This window comes from Streptomyces sp. NPDC088747, from assembly GCF_044751025.1.
Classification (GTDB): domain Bacteria; phylum Actinomycetota; class Actinomycetes; order Streptomycetales; family Streptomycetaceae; genus Streptomyces.
On record NZ_JBIVKZ010000027.1, the window covers coordinates 55,177 to 74,368 of the forward strand.

Here is a 19,192-nt window from a genome sequence, read left to right on the forward strand (position 1 = left end):
GCGCGGGCCAGGGCGGTGTCGGGTACGACGGCGGCGTGTGCTGTCGCTGCGGCGCAGGCAGTGCAGGCATCGGTGAGCCGCCACACGCGTCCGCCGTGCTCGCGTGTGAGGAGGAGGCGGATCGGGCCGGCGCAGCCGCGGTGGCGGGGGTGCCAGGGGCAACCGCGTTCGTGGCATTGGCAGGTTCGCAGGTGGGGCGGCAGGAGGTGTCCTCGTGCGTGGCGGGCGAGGTGGGCGAGTGCCGCCGAGCGGGCCGAGGGGGCGGTGATTTGCCTGCTGCCGTGGATGCAGTGCTGGCACACGAGGACGAGCCCGCTGGGGTGCGAGCGTAGTTCGACGGTCCAGGCGCGTGGTGTCGCCGGGCAGGTTGTGCGCAGCCTCATGGCGCGTGTTCCTCCTGTCGCTGGTGCGCCGGTCCTGTCGGGACTGTGGGCGGCGCTCCACCGTAGTGCAGACCTCTGCCCTTGCGTTGATGCTGCCACCTGCAGAAATAGGGCAGAGGTCTGCACTGACAGGGCAGGGTCCTGCACCGTCGGATGGACGGGTGACGATCTTGCCGCCCGATCCGGACCTCAGCGCGCTGCGCCTGGAGCTCGCGCGCCTGCGGGCCGCTCACGGGTGGACCTACGACGAACTCGCCGCCCGCAGTGGCCTGGCCAGACGCACACTGATCGAGATCGAGCAGGGCCGCACCATCGGCACGCTGAAGTCCTGGCACGCCCTCGCCCACGCGCTGGGTACCCCGCTCGACGAGCTCTTCAGCACGCTGTGCCGCGGGCACGACCTGCCGGGCCCCTCCGACGGCTGACGCCCGGCCCGCACGGCCGCAGCAGGACCACCCGAACCAGCGAGAGCACCTCGAACGTGTGACCGGCCGTTCGCACAGCTGCCTCAGGAAATGAGGCCGACCGGGCGACTTGTCAGCACTGCGAGCGTGGCCCCGGCGTGTTGGCTGGCAGGTTCGCCCGCATGCGTTCCACACCACACCCCGCACCCCGGCACCAGGGCGGCCCCCCGGCCGCCCCTCGCACGCGCCGTTCCCTGCAGGTCTCCCCCGACGGCGTCAGCCGGCTGCTGCGCTGCGGCAAGGGCGGCCGGTGCCGCGAGTGCGGCAACCGGATCGAGTGGTACCCCCGCGGCACCGGCCCGCAGCGGGGCCCCGTGCGCCTGCACCCGCACGAACTGCCGGCCGGCCGGGTGCCCGCCGGCTGCCGCTGGCACGTCAGTTCCGGCGCCGCCTACCCGGCCAGGGACGGCAGCAGCTGGTGCCGTCTGCCGCACGCCGCCGTCTGCCCCGCCCGGGACGCTGCACCGGTTCCTGCCGAACTGGCCGGGCTGCGCCGGTCGCTGGCCGTGAACACCCGCCGTCTGATCGACGCAGGCGCCTTCACCCCTCCCTCGGCCGCGGCGCAGGACCCGGTACCCCGGGTCGGCGTGCGGGCCTGTCGTCCGGCGCGTCCGATCACTCGGCTGCTGTACGCGCACTACCTCGCTGCACGCCCGGTGGACGACATCCAGTGCGTCGCCCAGACCCGGCGGCGCCAGCGCTGCAACAACAACCTGCTCTCCTGCGGCGCCCTGCCCGGTACCTGGACGCTGCTGCCGGCGCCGGCGCAGAGCGGTCAGCCGGCCCTGACCGCCGCGGTCATGGCCGTCTACGATCTCGCCGGTATCTCCTACGCCGAGCAGTTGCGCTGGCGCGCTCAGCGCTGTCTGCAGCACGCCGCCATCCCCACGGCCGCCGACCTGGCGGTGGCCGACTGGGAGCCCTTCGACCCTCTGCGTCATCACGAGCACGTCCACGCCCGTCTCCCCACTCCCGTCCGGCGCCCCGGCCCCGCCGGTCAGGCGCAGACAGCGGTGCGCCCGTGACGCCGTGTCATGCTGCCGAAATCCTGCTGACCAGGCCCGCCAGCCCCGGCGAACTCCGTCATGTCCGCTGCAGCAGCTGGCTGGCCGTGAACGCGGACCGTACCCGGCTGAAAGCGGTGCAGCGCGCCGCCAGTCCGGGCGCCGCCCTGCATCTGCTGCGGCGCCAGCTGGACACACCTCTGCCGATCGACGTGGTGAGCACGCACTACCCCGACCGGCACGGCCAGGTCCTGCTCAACGTCCCGCTCGATCACACCGCCGGCCGGGCCCCGCGCCGGGACGCGGCCGCCCGGGGGCAGCGTTCCCGCGGCGTCCTGCGCCAGCACGTGGCCATCGCCCGTGCCCGCGAGGAGGAGTGCCTCAAGCCCTTGCTTACCGACCACACACCCGAGGAAGTCCTCGCGGGTGGAGCCGCCTTGCTGCACAAGGAGGCAGGACCACGGTCCATCGGCCGCGCCGTGAAAGAGCTGTCCTCTCCGCTTCCCGGCGCGGGCAGTCTCCGGCATCGTCCGCGTTCGTCCTCATTCCTCTTTCACGGAGTCCTTGTTGCACACCCCCACTGACGAACAGGCCCAAGCGGCCGACGCCTTCCGCAGCGGGCACCATCTCGTCCTGCAAGCCGGCGCGGGGACGGGAAAGACGAGCACCCTGGGCCTGCTCGCCGCCGGCACCCAGCGCAGCGGCCGCTATCTCGCCTTCAACAAGGACATCGCCCGCGACGCCGCCGGCCGCTTTCCCCGCACCGTGATGTGCAAGACCGCGCACGCCACGGCCTACGCCGCCCTCGGTCACCGCTACACGACTCGGCTCAACAGCCCCCGCCAGCCTGCCTGGAAGATCGGCCAGGCCCTCGGCATCACCCGCCCGGTACACATCGGCGGCCACGAAATCAGCTCCCGGACGCTCTCCCACACCGTGCTGCGCACTGTGTCCCGGTACTGTCACTCCGCCGACCGCACCCTGGCCCGCCACCACGTACCGCCCCTGCGAGGCCTGGACAGCGCCGGTGCCCACTCCGAGCTCGCCCAACAGGTACTGCCGTTCGCCCTCAAAGCGTGGAGTGACCTGCATGATCCCGATCAGGGGGTGGTCCGCTTCGAACACGATCACTACCTGAAGATGTGGGCCCTCACCGAGCCGAGGATCGAAGCGGACTTCCTCCTCCTCGACGAGGCCCAGGACACCAACCCGGTTCTGGAAGAGGTGTTCGCCGCCCAGCGCGCCCACGCCCAGCTCGTCATGGTCGGCGACTCCGCCCAGGCCATCTACGGCTGGCGCGGCGCCCGGGACGTAATGACCGGCTTCGACGCCACCCCCCTCACCCTGACCCGCTCCTTCCGCTTCGGCCCCCTGCTCGCCGAAGAAGCCAATCGGTGGCTTAGCCTCGCCGAAGCCCCCCTCCGGCTGACCGGCACCCCGGCCATCGCCACCGAAGTCGGGCCGCTCCAGCGCCCGGACGCGGTGCTGTGCCGCACCAACATCGGCGCCATGGCCGAAGTCATGCATCTGCTCACCGCCGGCCGCCGAGTCGCTCTCACCCGCGGAGGACAGCAGCTGGCCTCCCTCGCTCTGGCGGCCCGTGACCTCAAGAACGGCCGCCGCACCACCCACCCCGAACTCGTGCTCTTCCCTTCCTGGGGCGAGCTCCAGGACTACGCCGCCCACGACCCGGCGGGACGCGACCTCCAGCCCTTCGCCGACCTCATCGACACCCACGGGCCCGACGCCATCCTCACCGCCGTCGACCAGCTCACCGATGAGAGCCGTGCCGACGTCACGGTCTCCACCGCCCACACCGCCAAAGGCCGCGAATGGCCCACCGTCCGGATCGGCAACGACTTCCCTCCCCCCAAAGACACCGACCAGCTCGACAGCCGGGGCCGCCCCGTCCCGGAACCCGTCAGCGACACCGACGCCCGCCTCGCCTACGTCGCCGTCACCCGAGCCCGCCACCACCTCGACCTCGGCGGCCTCTCCTGGATCAACGACTGCCCCGCACTGGTCGGCTGATGACCCGGGCCCTTTGCGGCCGACCTGCGCAATTTTCCGAGGCGTCGCGCTCCAGCCGTGCAGCAGGCCCGCCCCGCAGCGACGAAATCGGCCTGCGAACGGCTGTGAGCTGCAGGAGCGCACCTGCTGTGTGTCGCAGCCGCTCCCCCGAAGACATCCGGCCAACTGGCCCTACAGCGCGCTTGGACCCACCTCTACGACACCATCCACGGATCGGTCGCCTGACTCGAACGATCTCTGCCCGTGCCCGCCCCGGCCACAGGGGCTGACCGGAATCGAACCCTCAGGAAAGCTGGGCAGACCAGCGGATACCGTCTGCCGGGGCCTGGCCACGAGCCTGACACGGCCACGGGAATTGATCAGCAGAGCACCTCGGACTACACGGTGGGCCAAAGGCCAAGTCCTAGTAGGGCTTGGTCAGGTTCGTAGTGGTGTGAGTATGTCGCGGTGGCAGGTGGGGCAGGCGCCGGTCCAGGTGGCGAGCCACTCGTGCAGGACGACGAAGCCGGTGGTGTCGGCCTGCGCCCCGACCAGTTCGGTCAGCGCGTCGACGACCGGCTGAGCAGGGGTGCCCGACGACATCGCGGCGGCGGCCTGCTTCAGGCGCTCGTACGCAGAGGGGAAGACGTCCTTGGCCCAGGCGTCCTGCTGATGGTCCGACTCCAGCCGCGTCTCCGCCCGGACCTGCCCGTCGTCCTTGAGCGAATGGAGGGCGTCCCTGGTCAGGGGGCGTTCGGTTGGTCGATCAGCTTACCGCTGGGAGTCTGGCAGCCTCGATGGCAAGGGGACACTCACCCGCATGGCGATCCGGGCCTGAATATCTGGGTCTTTGGCCAGGTGCGTCGGGAGCGTCGTGGCCTCGCCAAGATTGGCCTGAAGTAGGTCCGCCTTATCTACAAAGGCGTCGGTCAGATTCGCGCCTTGAAGATCCGCACCGTCAAATTTCGCGCCTCGAAGATCCGCATCTGTCAGGTCCGCGCCTCGAAGCGACACGTCGGTCAGATTCGCGCCTACAAGATCCGCACTGGTAAATTCTGTGCCTCGAAGATCCGCACGTGACAGGTCCGCTCCGTGAAGATCCGCGCCGCGCAGGTTCGCCCCGAGCATGACCGCTTCCTGCAACAAAGCGCGGTCCAGAGAGGCCAGGACCAGATCGGCCTCGAACAGGCTCGCCCCCGACAAGTTCGCATCGCGCATATCTGCGTTGGATAATTTCGCCTCGTCGAGTGTTGCGCGAGACAAATCCGCGGCCGACAGGTCGGCACCGGACAGGATCGCTTTGTATAGGTTCGCTCTGGACAGTTGTGCTTCGGTCGATGGAGGAACTGGGTCACCGGAGAACTGCGGCCTGAGATTGACGAGGGGCAGCACGGCGCCTGCCAGGTCAAGACTGAAAGTTCCGTCTCGAGTCTGGTCACGAAACGAGATCACCTTGAGGGCGGCATGTACGTCCGGTCGGACCTCCTTACCCTTCAGAGGGGGCTTGGTGGCGTGTGTCCGAACGAAGGTCGCCAGGACATCGGCGACGGTGGGGTGATCGCGTACGGAGTCCTCCATGATGCGCTGCAGGGCGTAGATGCCACCCAATCGAACGTCTAAGGAGTCGTCACCGAGGTTCTCGACTGCCCTGGTGTACCGATCGGTGATCTGTCCTTCTTGCGCGATGCCTAACTCTCTACTGCTGATCTTCAACTGCTCATCAACCTGATTGTTTGAGTACCAGATGGCGGCCGCCGAGACGACGGTCGAGAAGAGCACACCGAGGACAACGGCACCCAGTTCGATACGGCGGGCCCAGTCCAACCGCTGGGGCTGCGCAGACTCAGCTTGAGGGCTGCTTTCTGCGGCCGGAGGCACCCGACTGGGCGGGGTCGACCGAGCTGCCAGCGGCACTATGCGGGACTGCGGGACGGCGGCGCGCAGGCGTGGTACGGGAGCAGCAGAAGAGCGTCCTTGTGCGGCGCGTTCGCTGGCCCGGCGGAGCTGCTGGCTACGTCGTGACATGAGGACCATTCGACTGCCTCCACGGTGGCTACCGCAGGAGTTCCGGCGGATCCGGTCGGGCTTCAGCGACGAGGCATCCGCCGTGATGAGGCCCGCGTCCCGCCCGACCCGGCTGATGCCGCGGCCGCTGGACACCCTGACCTAGCAGGAGCCCCCCGCGCTGGAGACGGAGGACGACCTGTAGCGAGCTGCGGGATCGACGGCGATTGAACCTCACAGCCTTGGAGGGGTGGGGAGATCGAGATGGCGACTGTGAGGCAAAACGCACGTTGAACTAGTAGGGCTTGGTCAGGCGGGTATCGCCGTGGGTATGTCGCGGTGGCAGGTGGGGCAGACGCCGGTCCATGTCGCGAGGAGGGTTTGTAGCTCGCGGACGATTCGGTAGAGGCTCAGGCCGGCGCCGCTTCTTTTGGAGCTCTGGCCAGTCGTTGCAGGGTGCAGAAGGCGTGCGCGACGGAGACGAGGGTGACGTGGTGGTGCCAGCCGTTCCACGTGCGGCCTTCGAAGTGGGCCAGGCCCAGGGCCTGTTTCATCTCGCGGTAGTCGTGTTCGATGCGCCAGCGGAGCTTGGCCAGGCGGACCAGGGTGGTCAGCGGGGTATCTGCGGGCAGGTCGGAGAGCCAGAACTGAACGGGTTCGCCCTGGTCGGCAGGCCACTCGGCCAGGAGCCAGCACTCGGGAAGCTCCGGGCCGTCGGTCGCTTGGCGGACCTCGCGACCGGCAGGCCGGATCCGCATGGCCACGAACCGCGAGTACATCCGCTTGAAGCCGCTGCGGCCGGTGCCGGGCCGGGAGCCCTCACGCCACTGCACCGGCTTCGCCGCTTTGCGACCCGCCGCGATGACCAGCTGTTTCACCGACTGCGGCTTGTCGGGGTACTTCGCAACCGGCGGGCGTCCGGTCCCGGAGTACGGCTCGGCCACCGGCACCGCGTGGCCGGGCTGGGCCGAGAGGGTGGTGGAGATACCCACCACGTAGTTGAGGCCGCGGGCCTGCAGGCCGTGCCGGAAGGCGGCGGCATCGCCGTATCCGGCGTCCGCGACGGCCAGGGGCACCTCGATGCCCCACGAACGGGTCTCGTCCAGCATGTCGAGTCCGAGCTGCCATTTCTCCACGTGCCCGATGTCGTCGGGGATACCGCAGGCGGCACGGCGGGCGACCTTGTCCGGATCCGTCTTCGCGGATCCGGACGCCCAGGTCTCGGGCAGGAACAGCCGCCAGTCGACCGCCGCCGAGGCATGATCCGAGGCCATGTGCAGGGAGACGCCCACCTGGCAGTTGGTGACCTTGCCGGCAGCGCCGGTGTACTGCCGCGACACACACGCCGAGGCGTTGCCGTCCTTGAGGAACCCGGTGTCGTCGAAGACCAGCACGGTGGGCCGGATGGCCTTCTCCATCCTCCAGGCGAGCCGGGCCCGCACATGCGCGGGGTCCCACGGGCTGGAGGTGATGAAGTGAGCCAGGGCCTGACGGTTCCCGTCCTCGCCCAGCCGGGCGGCCATCGGCTCGACCGACTTGCGCTGCCCGTTCATGAGCAGGCCCCGCAGGTAGACCTGCCCCCATCGACGCTGGTCGTCCCTCGCAAACGGCTCGAAAACCTCCGCCGCGAAGTCCTCCAACTCGCCACGCACAGCTGCAATCTCGTCCGGAGTCACGCCCCTTCAACGCAATACCGACCCAGAAGGAAACGCTCAACCACAACTGACCTGACCAAGCACTACTAGCCACAGCCCCCAGGCATACGTCCCTCTGTGGACTGCGGGTCTGCGTCAGGACGGGCGCGATACTGCGGTACATCAAGCGCTTTGGTCCAGGAGATGCGGCGCGCTGTGAAGATCTCCATGATCGGCGCTTTGATGCTTTCAGGGTCGTCGAGGCTGCCGAGCATCACGAAGACCTGGCTCGGGAATCCCGAGAGCTTGTCGGTGAAGACCCGGTCACCGCAATTGGGGCAGAAGTTGCGTTCCAGCGTGTTCCCGCTGTCCGCCACATAGGGGTAGGGACGCGGGCTGCCGCTGAGGAGTTTGAAGTCGTCCTGGGCAACGCTGAAGTAGGTCGCCATGACGCCGCCGGACGATCTCTGGCAGTCCTTGCAGTAGCAGTTCGCGACGAAGTCGGGCGCTTCGCTCAACTCGTATGTAATGGCGCCGCATTCGCAGCCGCCCGTAAAGTTATCCGACATGTCTTGCTCCTTCAAGTTCCTGCCGATGCCCCCTGGGCGCATCTCTTGCTTGACCAGAGTGCATCCTCAATTCGTGCGAAGCCCCTCAGTAATGGGCAGGAACCCCACGGATCAGGACGTCCGTCCCGGGTCCGTCTGAACCACGACGAGGGACGGCGGGCAAGCCGCTGCTCCAGCCCTTCAAGGCACGGGGTGCAGACAGCGGGATCTCCAAGAGCGAGGTCTCACGATCTGCGCGAACCTGGACACCCAACTGACCGCGTTCCGCGGCCGACCCCTGGACCACCCCCGCTTCCCCTACGTCCCTCGATGCGACCTACTGCAAGGCACGGGTCGCGCACCAGATCGCCTCCCGGGCCGTGGTGATCGCCACCGGCATAACCGAGGACGGCGGCCGCGAGGTGCTGGGAGTGATGGTCGGCGACAGCGAGACCGAAATGTTCTGGACCCAGTTCCTGCGTGACGCGGCCTGGGCGGTGTCCGGCTCGTGCTCGGCGATCACCACTCGGGCCTTGTCAAGGCGATCCGCAAGGTCATGATCGGCTCGGCCTACCCGCGCTGCCGGGTTCATTTCCTGCGCAATGTCTTCGGCGTGATCCCCCAAGGACGCCGCGGAAATGGTCGCCGCGACCATCCGCACCATCTGCGCCCAGCCCGACCAGGATGCAGTCCGCAACCAGCTCGACACGGTCGCCGACATGCTTGGCGCACAGTTTCCCCAGGTCAAACGGATGCTCCTGGACGCCAAGGACGACCTCACCGCCTTCGCCGCCTTCCCGGAACGGCACTGGAAGAAGGTTCAGTCCACGAACCCGCTGGAGCCGATAAACCGCGAGATCAAACGCCGCGTCGACGTCGTCCAGGTCTTCCCCAACGACGACGCCCTCCTGCGGCTGGTCACCACCGTGCTCTTCGAGATGCACGACGCGTGGATCGCTTTCCCCCGGCCTCTACCTACCCGAAGGCAGCATGGACCAGATCTACCCCACCGAGCCAGGCGAAAGCGCCCCCGCACTCCCCAACACCACCGACGGTTGATCGCCTGCATCACGTCAAGGGACACGACCACCGCCGACGGTAGGCCTGGATCAGTTCGGTGGCCAGGGCCGGCCCTCGGCGAGCTTGGTCCGGCGATGCTGCCTGCCTGGGTTCGTCATTGGATGCACCACAGCGCTCAGAGAACCCTTTCGAGGGATTTCCAGGCCGCCGGAGGCGCCTCTACTCTTTGCATGGCATACCCGCCATGCAATTGCATATGAGAAATCATGGCGGCTCTCATCCCTCACGAGGAGACTGGCATGCACTACGAGAATGGCGTTGCCGCCGACCAGATCAAGGATGCCGTGTGGTTGAAGAGCACAGCCAGCCAGGGCGCGGGCAACTGCGTGGAAGTGTCCGGGCTGCCCGATGGGCGCGTCGCCCTGCGCAATTCCCGCCATCCTGGCGGCCCGGCTCTGGTGTACTCGCGTGACGAACTCGCGGCGTTCGTGGCCGGTGCCCGCAACGGTGAGTTCGACGAGCTGAGTGCGTAACTCGGCGTAGGCCAGTGCTTGTCCGGCCCCGCTCGCAGCTCAACTCTGGGAGACTCGGACAAGCGTTGGTCTCGCGGAGGAGTGTATGTGCGCGTCGGATCGGATGGCCCGCAGGCTCGTGCCGCGTCGGTGACGTCTCTTTCGCGGCAGCAGTCGCCACCGGAGACCGCAGCCCGGCTGCTGGGAGAGCGACTTCGCCGGCTGCGCCTTGATCACCGGCTGACTCTGGGTGAGGCCGCCGAGGTGATCCGGGGGTCGGCTGCGAAGGTCAGCCGTCTGGAGCGGGCGGTCAACCCGGCCAAAACGCGTGACGTACGCGATCTCGCGAACTTCTACCGGGCCAGTCCGGAAGAGATGGCAGAGATCGAATATCTTCTGTCGCAGTCTCAGAACGGCGCCTGGTACAAGCAGTACAGCGATGTGACCCCCGGCTTTCTGCGGCGTCTGATCAGTCTCGAGCAGGGCGCCGAGCGCATCATCACCTACGAGGCGTTCGTGGTGCCGGGGCTGTTGCAGACACGGGAGTACGCGCTCGCGGTGGTGTCGGCAGCGCTTCCCCTGGACGCCTCCAACGAACGCCGGGTCGCCCTGCGGATGGAGCGTCAGCGGATCCTGCAGCAGGAGGACCGCCCCCACGTCACCGCGCTGCTGGACGAGGGCGTCCTCAGACGGCCCCGCGGCGGAGCAGCGGTGATGCGCAACCAGCTGAAGCAGCTGCTGGAGATAGGCAGGATTCCCGGCATCAACATCCGCATCGTCGAGTTCGCCAACAGCGGTGACGTATCCCCCCCTTACCCGATCACCCATCTGCGTCTGCGCGACGGGGGGCCGGCGGAGGTCGTCTACGTGGAGAGCATCGACAACGCCACCTATCTCACGCGCCCGGCCGAGACGGAAACGTATCGGCTCGTGCTGAACCGGCTGATGGACCGAGCCGCTCCCCGTGAGCGCACGGAGGACCTGCTGCTTGAGGCGATCGACGGCTACCGGCAGGGCTGAACACGATCGCCTCGGCGCAGCGGGGGTGGAGTCAGAGGGCGACGACGCCGCCCCATTCTTCCCATTCGTTGCCGGAGCGCCATACCGTCAGGTCGGAGTCGGGGCGCCAGGTGCTGACTTCGACCAGTCCCGGCTCCAGTAGTTCCCAGCCTTCGAGGAACGCCGTCACCTCGGCTTTGGAGCGGACTCTTCCCCAGTGGCCGCCGGTGGCGGCGGCCATCAGGTCCGTGACGCCGCGACGGACGTCTTCGTCGTCGCTGACGAGCTGGCAGACCACCAGGTAACTGCCGGGGGCCAGACGCTGCGCGACCCGGCGCAGGAGAGCGGCCGGGTCGTCCCGGTCGGGCAGGCAGTGCAGGACGGAGACGAACAGGGCGGCCGTGGGCTCATTGTCGTTGATCAGCCGCCGGGTGTCGGGATGGTCGAAGATGAGGTCGGTGTCGCACATGTCGGCGCACAGGACGGCGGTCTGGGCGTTCTCCTCGAGCATGGTGCGGCCGTGGGCCAGGACGATGGGGTCGTTGTCGACGTACACCACGCGGGCATCGGAGTGCGCCCGTTGGGCGACCTGGTGGGCGTTGTCCCGGGTGGGCAGGCCCGATCCGTGGTCAAGGAACTGCCGAATGCCGCGTTCCTGGGCCAGGAAGTGCACGACGCGCCGCAGGAAGGCACGGTTGGTCAGGGCGAGGTCTTTGCTGCTCGGTGCGATCTTCAGGAGGCTCTCGCAGGCGTCGCGGTCGCTCGCATAGTTGTCCGTGCCGCCCAGGAGCCAGTCGTACATGCGCGCCACGCTCGGTGTCGTCACGTCGATTTCCCGGTCCGCCGGCATGCGCTCACCCATAGGTAGTCCTCCCCGATGCGGCACGATGTGCCACTGCCTTGCGTGAACTGCTCATCGTAGAGGCGCAGTTCACACGGGCACAGGCCACGAACGGGCGACGTTGGGCAGAATCCGGCGCTCGGAGAGCGCCACGGGTGTTACAGCGGCGCGCGGTCGTGGTGCGCGACTGAGCCGGCGGCGCCGCAGGCCGCTGTGCGCTGGGTGCCGTTCTGGTTCAGGTGTGCGAGCAGACAGTCGGGGGCGGCGCGCTCTGCTGAGGTGATCAGGCCCTGCATGACGGAGGGCCGCACGCCCATGAGGTCCGCCGCTTCCTGGGGCTCCAGGCCCAGGAGGTGGTGCAGGACCAGGGAGTCGGCCTGGATGGGGGGCAGCGCGTGGTGGGCGGGCCCCGCGGGGGCGGCGCAGCAGCAGCGTGCACGGCCGGCCAGTGCCGACCGCAGCAGGCGCCAGGCGACCGCAGCGGGACCGGAACTGGACAGCACCTGCGGCCAGATGGCCGCAAGGTGGTCGAAGAGGTCGTCGACCACCTCCTGAGCGGTTTCGGCTTCCCCGGTGCGGGCTTGCGCGTAGCGCAGGTAGCGGGGATAGGTCAGGTCCAGGAAGGCAGTGAAGTCAAGGGAGGCGGCAGGGGTGGGTGCAGTCCGGGGGCAGCGGGCAGTGTCTGCCGCTAAGGGCCGAGGGGCGGGGTGCACGGAGTTCGTCCTCTACAGCGGATCGGGTACGGCCGGGAGCGACGCAGCCGTACGGAGACTGAGACGGTGCCATTGGGTCGGCGGCCGGCAGGAGAGCCGCGGAGGAGGCCGGAGGTGTACCGATCTCCTCCGCGGCGCGCTGCGCCGGAATGGTCCTGCTGTCAGCAATGGGCCGGGTTCTGCGGAACGTTCTGCCGCAGACCGTGAAGGCAGGCTCGCCCTGCTGAGTCGTCAGCGGGGCGAGCCGTGGATCGTCAGTCGCTACGGATGCGCAGGTAGCGGATGCTGGACGGGCTCCTCAGAGCCACTCCCAGGATGCCTCCGGCCACAGCGAGGACGGCCCCTTCGGCTTCTGCGAGGGAGAGCCATACCAGGACACCGGCCGCGAGGAGCAGTCCAAGGGCGAGTTCCACACTCCAGATGCGCATCTGGCGAGTTTGTGGACCCCACTGGCACGGAATGCTAATTTCGCTGATGACAGGGGGTGCTTCAACCCGTCCCCGGTCAAATCGGTCAATCATGTGAGTCTGTACTCCTTCCATTGATCGCGCGAGCCCCAGGGTGTCTCACCACCCCGGGGCTTTTGCGTGTGGCCACCGCGTTCCCACAGCGCTGCTGTCGTGGTGACGCGGTCACATTAGCGGTCCCCGACGGGGCTCGCTACACGTTCGTGCCGTGCAACAGGACGGCTCCGGAACCGCGTTGGGCTAATCGAAACACACTGCTTGGCCACCCTCCGCGCGGTAGACCGCTCTGGATCGTTTGAGATCAATATTCGATCATCCATGTCACTCATTCGTCCCCTGAGAGGCGCATTGCCTGCAGAGTTTTTCCGATGCACACAAAAGGCCGGAGGGCAGGATGATTGACCTTTCGTCAGATTAGAGCGAATGTGCGTTTCTCTCACCGCCCCACAGGGTCTGACGGAATGTCCAGTTCCTCAAATCTGCACGTGCAGATGCAAAAGGCGTGCAAGATTTCAGGGAACCTGGCCACCATTTGCCCGCCACGATTCGGGCTCGGCACAAGACATCCGCCCCGCACGGGAGCCACCCTCGCACGCACCGGCAGGCCTCCCGGTAGAGTCGGCCGGTCAGGCGCGCCTGGAGCGAGCGGACTTGGACCCCAGTCCGAGCCGGAGAATCCAGTGATTTCCTATGGACCGGGCCAGGAGCCGGACATGCGCTTGTCCGCAGGGAGAAGGCTGGTGTCACTGTTCTCACCGCGCGCCGGAAGGGCGGGGCGGCAACGACCACTCAGCCACCGGGCGTTGCGGGCTGGCCGCTGCCGCTGTCCGTCCCCGTCGAAGGCTGGAAAGCAGCGCCTTGCTCGATCTGCGCGTGAGGAGGGATGGGCTTGGTCGACCGGGGGTAACGGCGAACCGGACTGACCGCGTTCCACCAGGAGATCAGGACGAGCCGCGGCGCAAGATCCTGGACACGGTCTCCGGCGGGACGCTCGGGCTGCGCGAGGAGAACAGGGAACTGCGGCGGCGCCAGGAGAAGATGCTCACCGACCTGTCCCACACTCGCATCTCAGCGGATGCTGGGAGTTCCTGCTCGATCAGAGGGCCGGTCACCCGCATTTTCGGCTGCCCGACCGCATCAGTGACAGCGGGGACGGCCAGATCGAGACCTATCTGTCGGGCCGGTCACTGCTGGCGGTGCTGACTACGATGCGGGCCCTTCACCGGAACGTCCCCGAGGACATGGCAACCTGGGCGCTGGCCACAGCCGTCTACCAGCCCATAGGGGAACCATTGCCGCCGCGCAGCCCAGCAGGGCGACGGCGCCGGTGTCACCACTGTCGTCCTGGACGACCGTCCCACGGCAGATCAGGCGATCGTCCGCGTCTGGTCTCTCACACCGGCCGCCTCCAAGAGTGCCCCGGGCGCTGTCCGTCGGCAGACCGGCGCATCGGTTGTCCGGCGGTGACGAAGCCTGGCGCAACAGACGATCGGGCTGCGGCGGCGCAGCCATGCAGGGTGCTCCCCACTGGTGCCGAAGGGGTCAACGGGCCTGTTGAGCTGGCCAGTTGACCCTCACGGGATCGATGCTATAGTTCTGCTTCATCGGGCGCTGAGAAGCGCCCGAAGTGCTTGCTGGCTCTCTTTTCCTCGAATTTGAGGAGTGGGAGCCTTTGTCATATGTGCCGCCCCTCAGGGCCCCCGGAATCTGCCAGCCGCCGGGGGCCTTCGTCGTCCCCCTTTGGAGGCTATTCATTGATCACTCTGTCTGTTCCTGTCGGCAGCGCCGCGTTCGGCGTACCGTTCTGGCTTGCTGTTTTCGGTACTGCCGCTCTGGCGGCCATCGTGCTGTTGTGCGCAGGTGTCGCCGTTGCCGCGCTGAACCGAACCGAGCGGGCAGATGTGGCTCAGACACTGCTGGGGCTGAGTCATGTCATCTCAGCCCTGTCCGGACTGCTGCCGTGGGGACAGCCGTCTTCGCCTCCTGCGTTGCCGGCTGGCCCGGCGGCGGATTCTTCCCCGACCGCTGAACCTGCGGTGCAAGAAGGAGCCGCAGGGACGCAGGGCACGTTGGTGGTCCTCATGCCAACGCCCGCCGGTCCGGCAAGCGGGCTGACCAGACAGTATCGGGGCGATGCGGGGTGCCCTGGGACACGGTCTTCCTCGACGAGGCGTGGCCGCAGACCGGCCGCCGCGCACCAGCGGCTGCTTCGCTAGCCCCGCCGTCACCGCGTGGGCGCCCGAGCCTGGACACGCATATCCGTACTACGGGGGTCCCGGCAGGCCCCTGGTGACAGGCCCTCCTCTGGGTGACCAGCGGGCGGCAGTCCCGGAGCGGCAACAGGCCCGGCGAGGCCGCACACCGCGGGCCACCTGCTCCGACGCGCCGGAACAAACGGAAGCAGGTGACGGTTCATGAGTGTGTGGCTGCGGAGGGGACAGTGTCCCCGGGCCTCACCTACAGCCCATGGGGACGATCGTCCGGCTGAAGCCCCATGGAGCCTTCCGCCGCGAGGCGACCGCCCTCCGCACGCCACCACCTACCGCCCCGGCTGGTCTCCCCCGTCCAGCCGGGGCTCCGCACTACCGTTACGGCGGCGGGGCCCCGCCGCCACATGGCCGCCGTTACCGGGCGAGCGTGACCGTGATCGGCTCGTTCGGGCAGCGGGTGAGCATCTCGGAGAGCGCGGCTTCCTCGCTCGGGTCGACCGCCAGCCGGTAGCGGGTCTTGTCGGCGACCCAGTCGGAGACGTACCGGCAGCGGTAGCCCTCATACGGCGGGACCCACGTGCTGGGGTCCTGGTCGGACTTGGACCGGTTGCTCCCCGCGGACACCGCGATGAGCGCACGGGTGTCGTGGAGATCGTTGGCGTAGGCCTCACGTTCCTTCGTGTTCCAGCCGGATGCCCCGCTGTCCCAGGCCTCGGCGAGCGGCACCAGATGGTCAACGTCGAGTTTGCGGGCGCTGTCGAAGTAGGCGTCGTCGTACGCGCTGTACCAAAGTCCCCCGGTGAGTGTGCAGTTCAGTCCTTGCTCGGGGGCGTTGACCGCCTCTTCCAGGAGGACTTCCATCCGCGCGTTGCAGCCGTCGCGGTCCGCGTCGGTCCAGTGCCGGAACTTGGAACGCTCGTATCCGGTACGGCTCTCGTCCCTGATCAGCAGGGATTTGAGGGCATCGCGGACCGGCAGGGTGACCGTGTCGCCGGGGTCGGCAATCGTCCTGTCTGCGGCGGGGACCGCGTGGGCGGTGGCAGCCGGGGCGATCAGTACGGCGAGAGCGGAGAAGGCGGCGACGGTGGTGCGGGTGAAATGCACGGTGTATCCCTTTCGAAGATCACAGATGGTTCGTGGTCTTCGTAGCGGGGTGTCAGCTGCCTCGCCTGGTGCTTGGCCACCGGCTCACTCGTCCGGGCGGTAAGTCGGATAGTCGCGCAGTCCCGAGGCCGCGGTGCAGGGATGCCGAGCATGATCGGCAGTGCGGCAGAGCGGTGGCTCTGCGTTGGCGTGCGGGGAACGGCTGAGGTGACCGGGCGGGCGTTCGCAGCGCAGTTGGCGTGCGGCGGTACGGGAGCAGTACTCAGTTGCTGCACCACCGTGGAATTCCGATGAGTCCCCGCCTCCGACGCCGGGTGTGGCGGCGTTCTAGGCAGTGCCGCGGGCATCGGACCGGCTTTCGCGGGGGTGTGGTCTTCTTGCGCGCGCAGGGATCCTTGTCACCGGTGCGGACGCCAGGTGCGCACTTCCAGGTGAAGGATGTGGGCGTCGGGGCGGATGCGGCCGGTTTCCATCAGCCACTGGTGGACGGCGGCGGTGACATCGCCGCCCGCGGCATCTACTCGGCGGGCGAAGTCGGCGGCGTCCTGGCCGCCGGTCTGGGCGGAGCCGTAGGAGCGCTCCTCGGTGTGATCGGCGCGCTGGATGACGGCGCGGCGGATGCCGGGAGAGTCGGTGCGGCTGCCAGAGGGGTGCAGGTAGCCGGTTCTGGCGAGGCGGACGGTGAAGGCCAGGCGCAGGCCTTGGCGGGCGGCTTCGGCGATGAGGGGGCGCAGCCGGGCGGAGCCGGAGGCGATGGCCTGGGCTCCGACGCGGCCGGTGCCGGTGCCGGTGGGGGTGATCAGGACGGCTTTGCTGCGAACGCGGGCTTTCGCGCCGCTGGCGGTGGTACGGCGGGTGATGTGGCGGCTTGCGAGGGAGGCGAGTTCGGGCAGGTCGGTGATGCCGCCCATCTGGACGGCGGCCAGGACCTGTTGGAGGGCGGGGACGAAGGCTGCGCCTTTGTTCTTTGTGTAGAACTGGGAGACCAGGGAGGGATCGCGGCTGATGATGCGGGCGATGTCGCGTTTGGTGTAGCCGGCGGCCTGGAGCTGGTCGGCGAGTTGGGCGGCTTCGTTCAACTGGCTCTGTGCGGCGGGGCGTCTGCGGCGGGGGCGTGGCGGCATCAGGCTTGTCCTCCGCGCTGGGTGAGGGCGGTGCGTCCGGCATCGCGCAGGGCGAGGAGTTCTTCCTCTGTGGTGGGTGCCGCAACCGGGCTGGTGAGGTGGCCTTTGAGGAGGTAGTCGCCGGGCTGGTGGTGGTGGGGCCAGTGTTGGGGTGCGGTGAGGTAGAGGGCGTCGGTGCGGAAGGCGACGACGCTGCCGGGCTCGGTGTGCAGGGCGCCGGCGTAGGTGTCGTCGTCCCGGTGGCGCTGGGTGAGGAGGGCGGCGCGGGCGCCGGACCAGATGGCGGCGGCCCATTCGGGGTGGGCGTTGGGGTCGCGGCTGAAGCCGGTGGGTTTCTGCCAGGTGATCAGTTCGTCGTCGAAGCCGATGATTTCGGCGTCCGGGGGGACGTCGCGTTCCATGGTGCGGGGGGTGGTTCCGGTGACCATGCGGGGGCGTTGGGCGAAGGCGCCGATGCCGTAGAGGAGGATGGCGCGGACGGCGCGGGAGGCGAGGTGGGCGGCGCGGGCCTGCTGCGGGTCGCCCTGGAAGTGGGCCTGGGCGGAGAGGTTGGTCCAGGTCTCTTTGAGTTTCTTGGCCCAGTCGTCGAGGGGTTTGCCGTCGTCCCAGAGGATGCCGTCGAGGATTTCGATCTTCCACGGGGTGATGGGGTTGGCCAGGGCGGTGTGGATTTCGGGGCCGCCGGCCCAGGTGGTGAACGTGGCGCCGGGGGTGGCCGGGTAGTGCCAGGAGCGGTCGCCTGGGGCGGGGGCGGGCAGGATGCCGACGTGGCTCCAGGTGTCGGGGACGGTGACCCTCACCTGCCAGTGTCCGCAGCCGTACAGGGCCCGGGTCTGTTCTTTCTGCGACCAGGCGGCGAAGGTGTGGGCGGTGATACGGCGGGGCGTGCCGACCGGGGATTTCCAGGTGTGCTTGGCGTAGGCGAAGGTGCGGTCGTACTCGACCAGTTGGGGCAGCTGCTCGGGGACGCGGGGCGGGGTGAGGAGCTCGTTGCGGCCCTGGCCCGCGGTGGCGTGCAACAGGCCGCGCAGTTCCTCGGACAGGACGGGAAAGCCTTCGGCATGCTGTCCGCGCTGGGGGATGGTGCGGGTCCACAGGTCACGGCCGGTCTGGGATGGTGAGCCCATGATGACGGCGTCGTTCCAGTGGCGGCGCAGGGCCTGCCACAGCAGGACGAAGGCGTCGCGGACGGTTGCCGGGTCGGCGCCGTCGACGTCGAACCACTCCCCCACGGAACGGATTTCGACGTGGTCCTCGCCGCTGTCGCGCTGGTAGCGGCCGACGGGGTTGCGGGCGTGGACGAAGTGTCCGGCCATCCGGTCGCGGCCGCGGCCGGTGTCGGTGCGCCAGCCTGGTGTGGGGGCGTTCAGCCAGGCGGCGACCGCGTCCCGCAGGTAGGGGTAGCGGTCAGCGTCACGGTGCCAGGGGTCGCCGGCGGTGATGTAGATGCGTTCCACACCCTCGGGCAGGACGTGGAAGACGGCGGTCAGGATGGCGGCGACGGAGGCGTCGCCAAGGTCGAGGCGGTGGGTCTGCTGGCGGTGCACCAGCACGCCGGTGTCGGTGTCCAGGAAGACCGTGGAGCGGGCCTGCTGGGTGAAGTTCGGTGGCGTGGAGAGCAGGTTCGGGGTGTGCGTAAACCAGCTGTTGCCCGCCGCTCCGTCGGGGATCGACGGGAGGTCGCGCGGTGTGTCTGCGGCTGAAGGGTTCACGAGGGCAGGGTCCTGAGCGACATCTGTTGCAGCGGCCAGAGGTGGTTCGGCGACGGGCTGTGCTGGGGTGGGAGCCTCCGCCGCGGGCGCCAGCACTGCCGCCTGCGTGGCAGGCTCGGGTGCGGCCGGGGCAGGACCGCTGGTAGCGACGGCTGGAGCCTCGGGGTGAGGCCGCAGTGGGGTGGTCTCGGCCGTCGCGAGGCTGTCGGGAGCCAATGCGGGAGCCAGCGCGACAACCGCGGCCACGCTCAGTCCAGCTGCCGGGGCGATCCGTTCCGCCTTCGCCTTGTCGTGGCCGGCCAGGAGCCCGATCTGCTTGTCCCGTTGTGCCTCAAGCCGTGCCAGGGTCGCCCGGGCTTTCTTGATCTCGTCCCGTACGCCGCGTAGGTCGGCGAGAGCGGCGGTGTACTTCTGTGCGTCCATCACGATCCCTTGATACCGGC

General features: G+C 68.5%; 16 protein-coding genes and 1 pseudogene. 7 read left to right on the forward strand and 10 right to left on the reverse strand.

Annotated features, from left to right (window positions below; all coding sequences use genetic code 11):
* Positions 1–544: 544 nt before the first annotated feature.
* The 4 genes from ACIP79_RS40875 to ACIP79_RS40890 all read left to right on the forward strand — a co-directional run bounded on the left by ACIP79_RS40875 (position 545) and on the right by ACIP79_RS40890 (position 3,882).
* Positions 545–808 carry a helix-turn-helix transcriptional regulator gene (locus tag ACIP79_RS40875; RefSeq protein ID WP_401232645.1) on the forward strand — a complete coding sequence of 88 codons (264 nt, stop codon included), beginning with the start codon at positions 545–547 and terminating at the stop codon, positions 806–808.
* A gap of 161 nt (positions 809–969) precedes the next feature.
* Positions 970–1,872, forward strand: a complete 903-nt coding sequence (locus ACIP79_RS40880) for a DUF6083 domain-containing protein (protein ID WP_401232646.1) — start codon at positions 970–972, stop codon at positions 1,870–1,872.
* Positions 1,869–2,435, forward strand: a complete 567-nt coding sequence (locus ACIP79_RS40885) for a hypothetical protein (RefSeq protein WP_401232648.1) — start codon at positions 1,869–1,871, stop codon at positions 2,433–2,435. Before ACIP79_RS40880 ends, ACIP79_RS40885 begins: the two co-directional genes overlap by 4 nt.
* Entirely contained in the window at positions 2,419–3,882 is a 1,464-nt protein-coding gene (locus ACIP79_RS40890) for a UvrD-helicase domain-containing protein (protein ID WP_401232650.1), read from the forward strand. The genes ACIP79_RS40885 and ACIP79_RS40890 overlap by 17 nt, the downstream gene beginning before the upstream one ends.
* A 417-nt stretch (positions 3,883–4,299) precedes the next feature.
* Here the strand turns inward: ACIP79_RS40890 and ACIP79_RS40895 are convergent, their stop codons facing one another.
* The 4 genes from ACIP79_RS40895 to ACIP79_RS40910 all read right to left on the reverse strand — a co-directional run bounded on the left by ACIP79_RS40895 (position 4,300) and on the right by ACIP79_RS40910 (position 8,068).
* Positions 4,300–4,464, reverse strand: a complete 165-nt coding sequence (locus ACIP79_RS40895; RefSeq protein ID WP_401232653.1) for a hypothetical protein — start codon at positions 4,462–4,464, stop codon at positions 4,300–4,302.
* A 168-nt stretch (positions 4,465–4,632) separates the two neighbouring features.
* Positions 4,633–5,685 (reverse strand): pentapeptide repeat-containing protein, encoded by a 1,053-nt coding sequence (locus ACIP79_RS40900; protein ID WP_401232656.1) that lies wholly within the window; start codon positions 5,683–5,685, stop codon positions 4,633–4,635.
* Between the two features lie 590 nt (positions 5,686–6,275).
* A complete protein-coding gene (locus ACIP79_RS40905; protein ID WP_401232659.1) occupies positions 6,276–7,541 on the reverse strand; it encodes an IS701 family transposase in 1,266 nt (421 codons plus the stop codon).
* Between the two features lie 65 nt (positions 7,542–7,606).
* Complete coding sequence (locus tag ACIP79_RS40910) at positions 7,607–8,068, reverse strand: GFA family protein (RefSeq protein WP_401232661.1); 462 nt, start codon at positions 8,066–8,068, stop codon at positions 7,607–7,609.
* A gap of 182 nt (positions 8,069–8,250) precedes the next feature.
* Here ACIP79_RS40910 and ACIP79_RS40915 point away from each other — a divergent pair.
* From ACIP79_RS40915 to ACIP79_RS40925, 3 genes and pseudogenes are all read left to right on the forward strand, one after another.
* A pseudogene (locus tag ACIP79_RS40915) lies at positions 8,251–9,106 on the forward strand (IS256 family transposase); the annotation flags it as partial.
* A 260-nt stretch (positions 9,107–9,366) separates the two neighbouring features.
* Positions 9,367–9,600 (forward strand): DUF397 domain-containing protein, encoded by a 234-nt coding sequence (locus ACIP79_RS40920; RefSeq protein ID WP_401232663.1) that lies wholly within the window; start codon positions 9,367–9,369, stop codon positions 9,598–9,600.
* Between the two features lie 81 nt (positions 9,601–9,681).
* Positions 9,682–10,599, forward strand: coding sequence for a DUF5753 domain-containing protein (locus ACIP79_RS40925; protein ID WP_401232666.1), 918 nt, complete (start codon positions 9,682–9,684; stop codon positions 10,597–10,599).
* 31 nt (positions 10,600–10,630) lie between these two features.
* Here ACIP79_RS40925 and ACIP79_RS40930 read toward each other — a convergent pair whose 3' ends face one another.
* From ACIP79_RS40930 to ACIP79_RS40955, 6 genes are all read right to left on the reverse strand, one after another.
* A complete protein-coding gene (locus tag ACIP79_RS40930; protein WP_401232669.1) occupies positions 10,631–11,440 on the reverse strand; it encodes an SAM-dependent methyltransferase in 810 nt (269 codons plus the stop codon).
* Positions 11,441–11,577: 137 nt separating this feature from the next.
* A complete protein-coding gene (locus tag ACIP79_RS40935) occupies positions 11,578–11,967 on the reverse strand; it encodes a hypothetical protein (RefSeq protein WP_401232670.1) in 390 nt (129 codons plus the stop codon).
* Positions 11,968–12,386: 419 nt separating this feature from the next.
* Complete coding sequence (locus tag ACIP79_RS40940; RefSeq protein WP_401232673.1) at positions 12,387–12,560, reverse strand: hypothetical protein; 174 nt, start codon at positions 12,558–12,560, stop codon at positions 12,387–12,389.
* Positions 12,561–15,223: 2,663 nt separating this feature from the next.
* On the reverse strand, positions 15,224–15,913 hold the full coding sequence (locus ACIP79_RS40945) for an HNH endonuclease family protein (RefSeq protein WP_401232676.1): 690 nt from the start codon (positions 15,911–15,913) through the stop codon (positions 15,224–15,226).
* Positions 15,914–16,311: 398 nt separating this feature from the next.
* A complete protein-coding gene (locus ACIP79_RS40950; RefSeq protein WP_401232679.1) occupies positions 16,312–17,037 on the reverse strand; it encodes a helix-turn-helix domain containing protein in 726 nt (241 codons plus the stop codon).
* A complete protein-coding gene (locus tag ACIP79_RS40955) occupies positions 17,037–19,172 on the reverse strand; it encodes a hypothetical protein (protein WP_401232807.1) in 2,136 nt (711 codons plus the stop codon). The genes ACIP79_RS40950 and ACIP79_RS40955 overlap by 1 nt, the downstream gene beginning before the upstream one ends.
* Between the last annotated feature and the right edge of the window lie 20 nt (positions 19,173–19,192).

Bases quoted from the DNA above. Each gene is read 5' to 3' on its own strand.
- ACIP79_RS40880 (WP_401232646.1), top strand. From the start codon at position 970: ATGCGTTCCACACCACACCCCGCACCCCGGCACCAGGGCGGCCCCCCG.
- ACIP79_RS40895 (WP_401232653.1), bottom strand. From the start codon at position 4,464: ATGTCGTCGGGCACCCCTGCTCAGCCGGTCGTCGACGCGCTGACCGAA.
- ACIP79_RS40910 (WP_401232661.1), bottom strand. From the start codon at position 8,068: ATGTCGGATAACTTTACGGGCGGCTGCGAATGCGGCGCCATTACATAC.
- ACIP79_RS40920 (WP_401232663.1), top strand. From the start codon at position 9,367: ATGCACTACGAGAATGGCGTTGCCGCCGACCAGATCAAGGATGCCGTG.
- ACIP79_RS40930 (WP_401232669.1), bottom strand. From the start codon at position 11,440: ATGGGTGAGCGCATGCCGGCGGACCGGGAAATCGACGTGACGACACCG.
- ACIP79_RS40940 (WP_401232673.1), bottom strand. From the start codon at position 12,560: ATGCGCATCTGGAGTGTGGAACTCGCCCTTGGACTGCTCCTCGCGGCC.
- ACIP79_RS40950 (WP_401232679.1), bottom strand. From the start codon at position 17,037: ATGCCGCCACGCCCCCGCCGCAGACGCCCCGCCGCACAGAGCCAGTTG.
- ACIP79_RS40955 (WP_401232807.1), bottom strand. From the start codon at position 19,172: ATGGACGCACAGAAGTACACCGCCGCTCTCGCCGACCTACGCGGCGTA.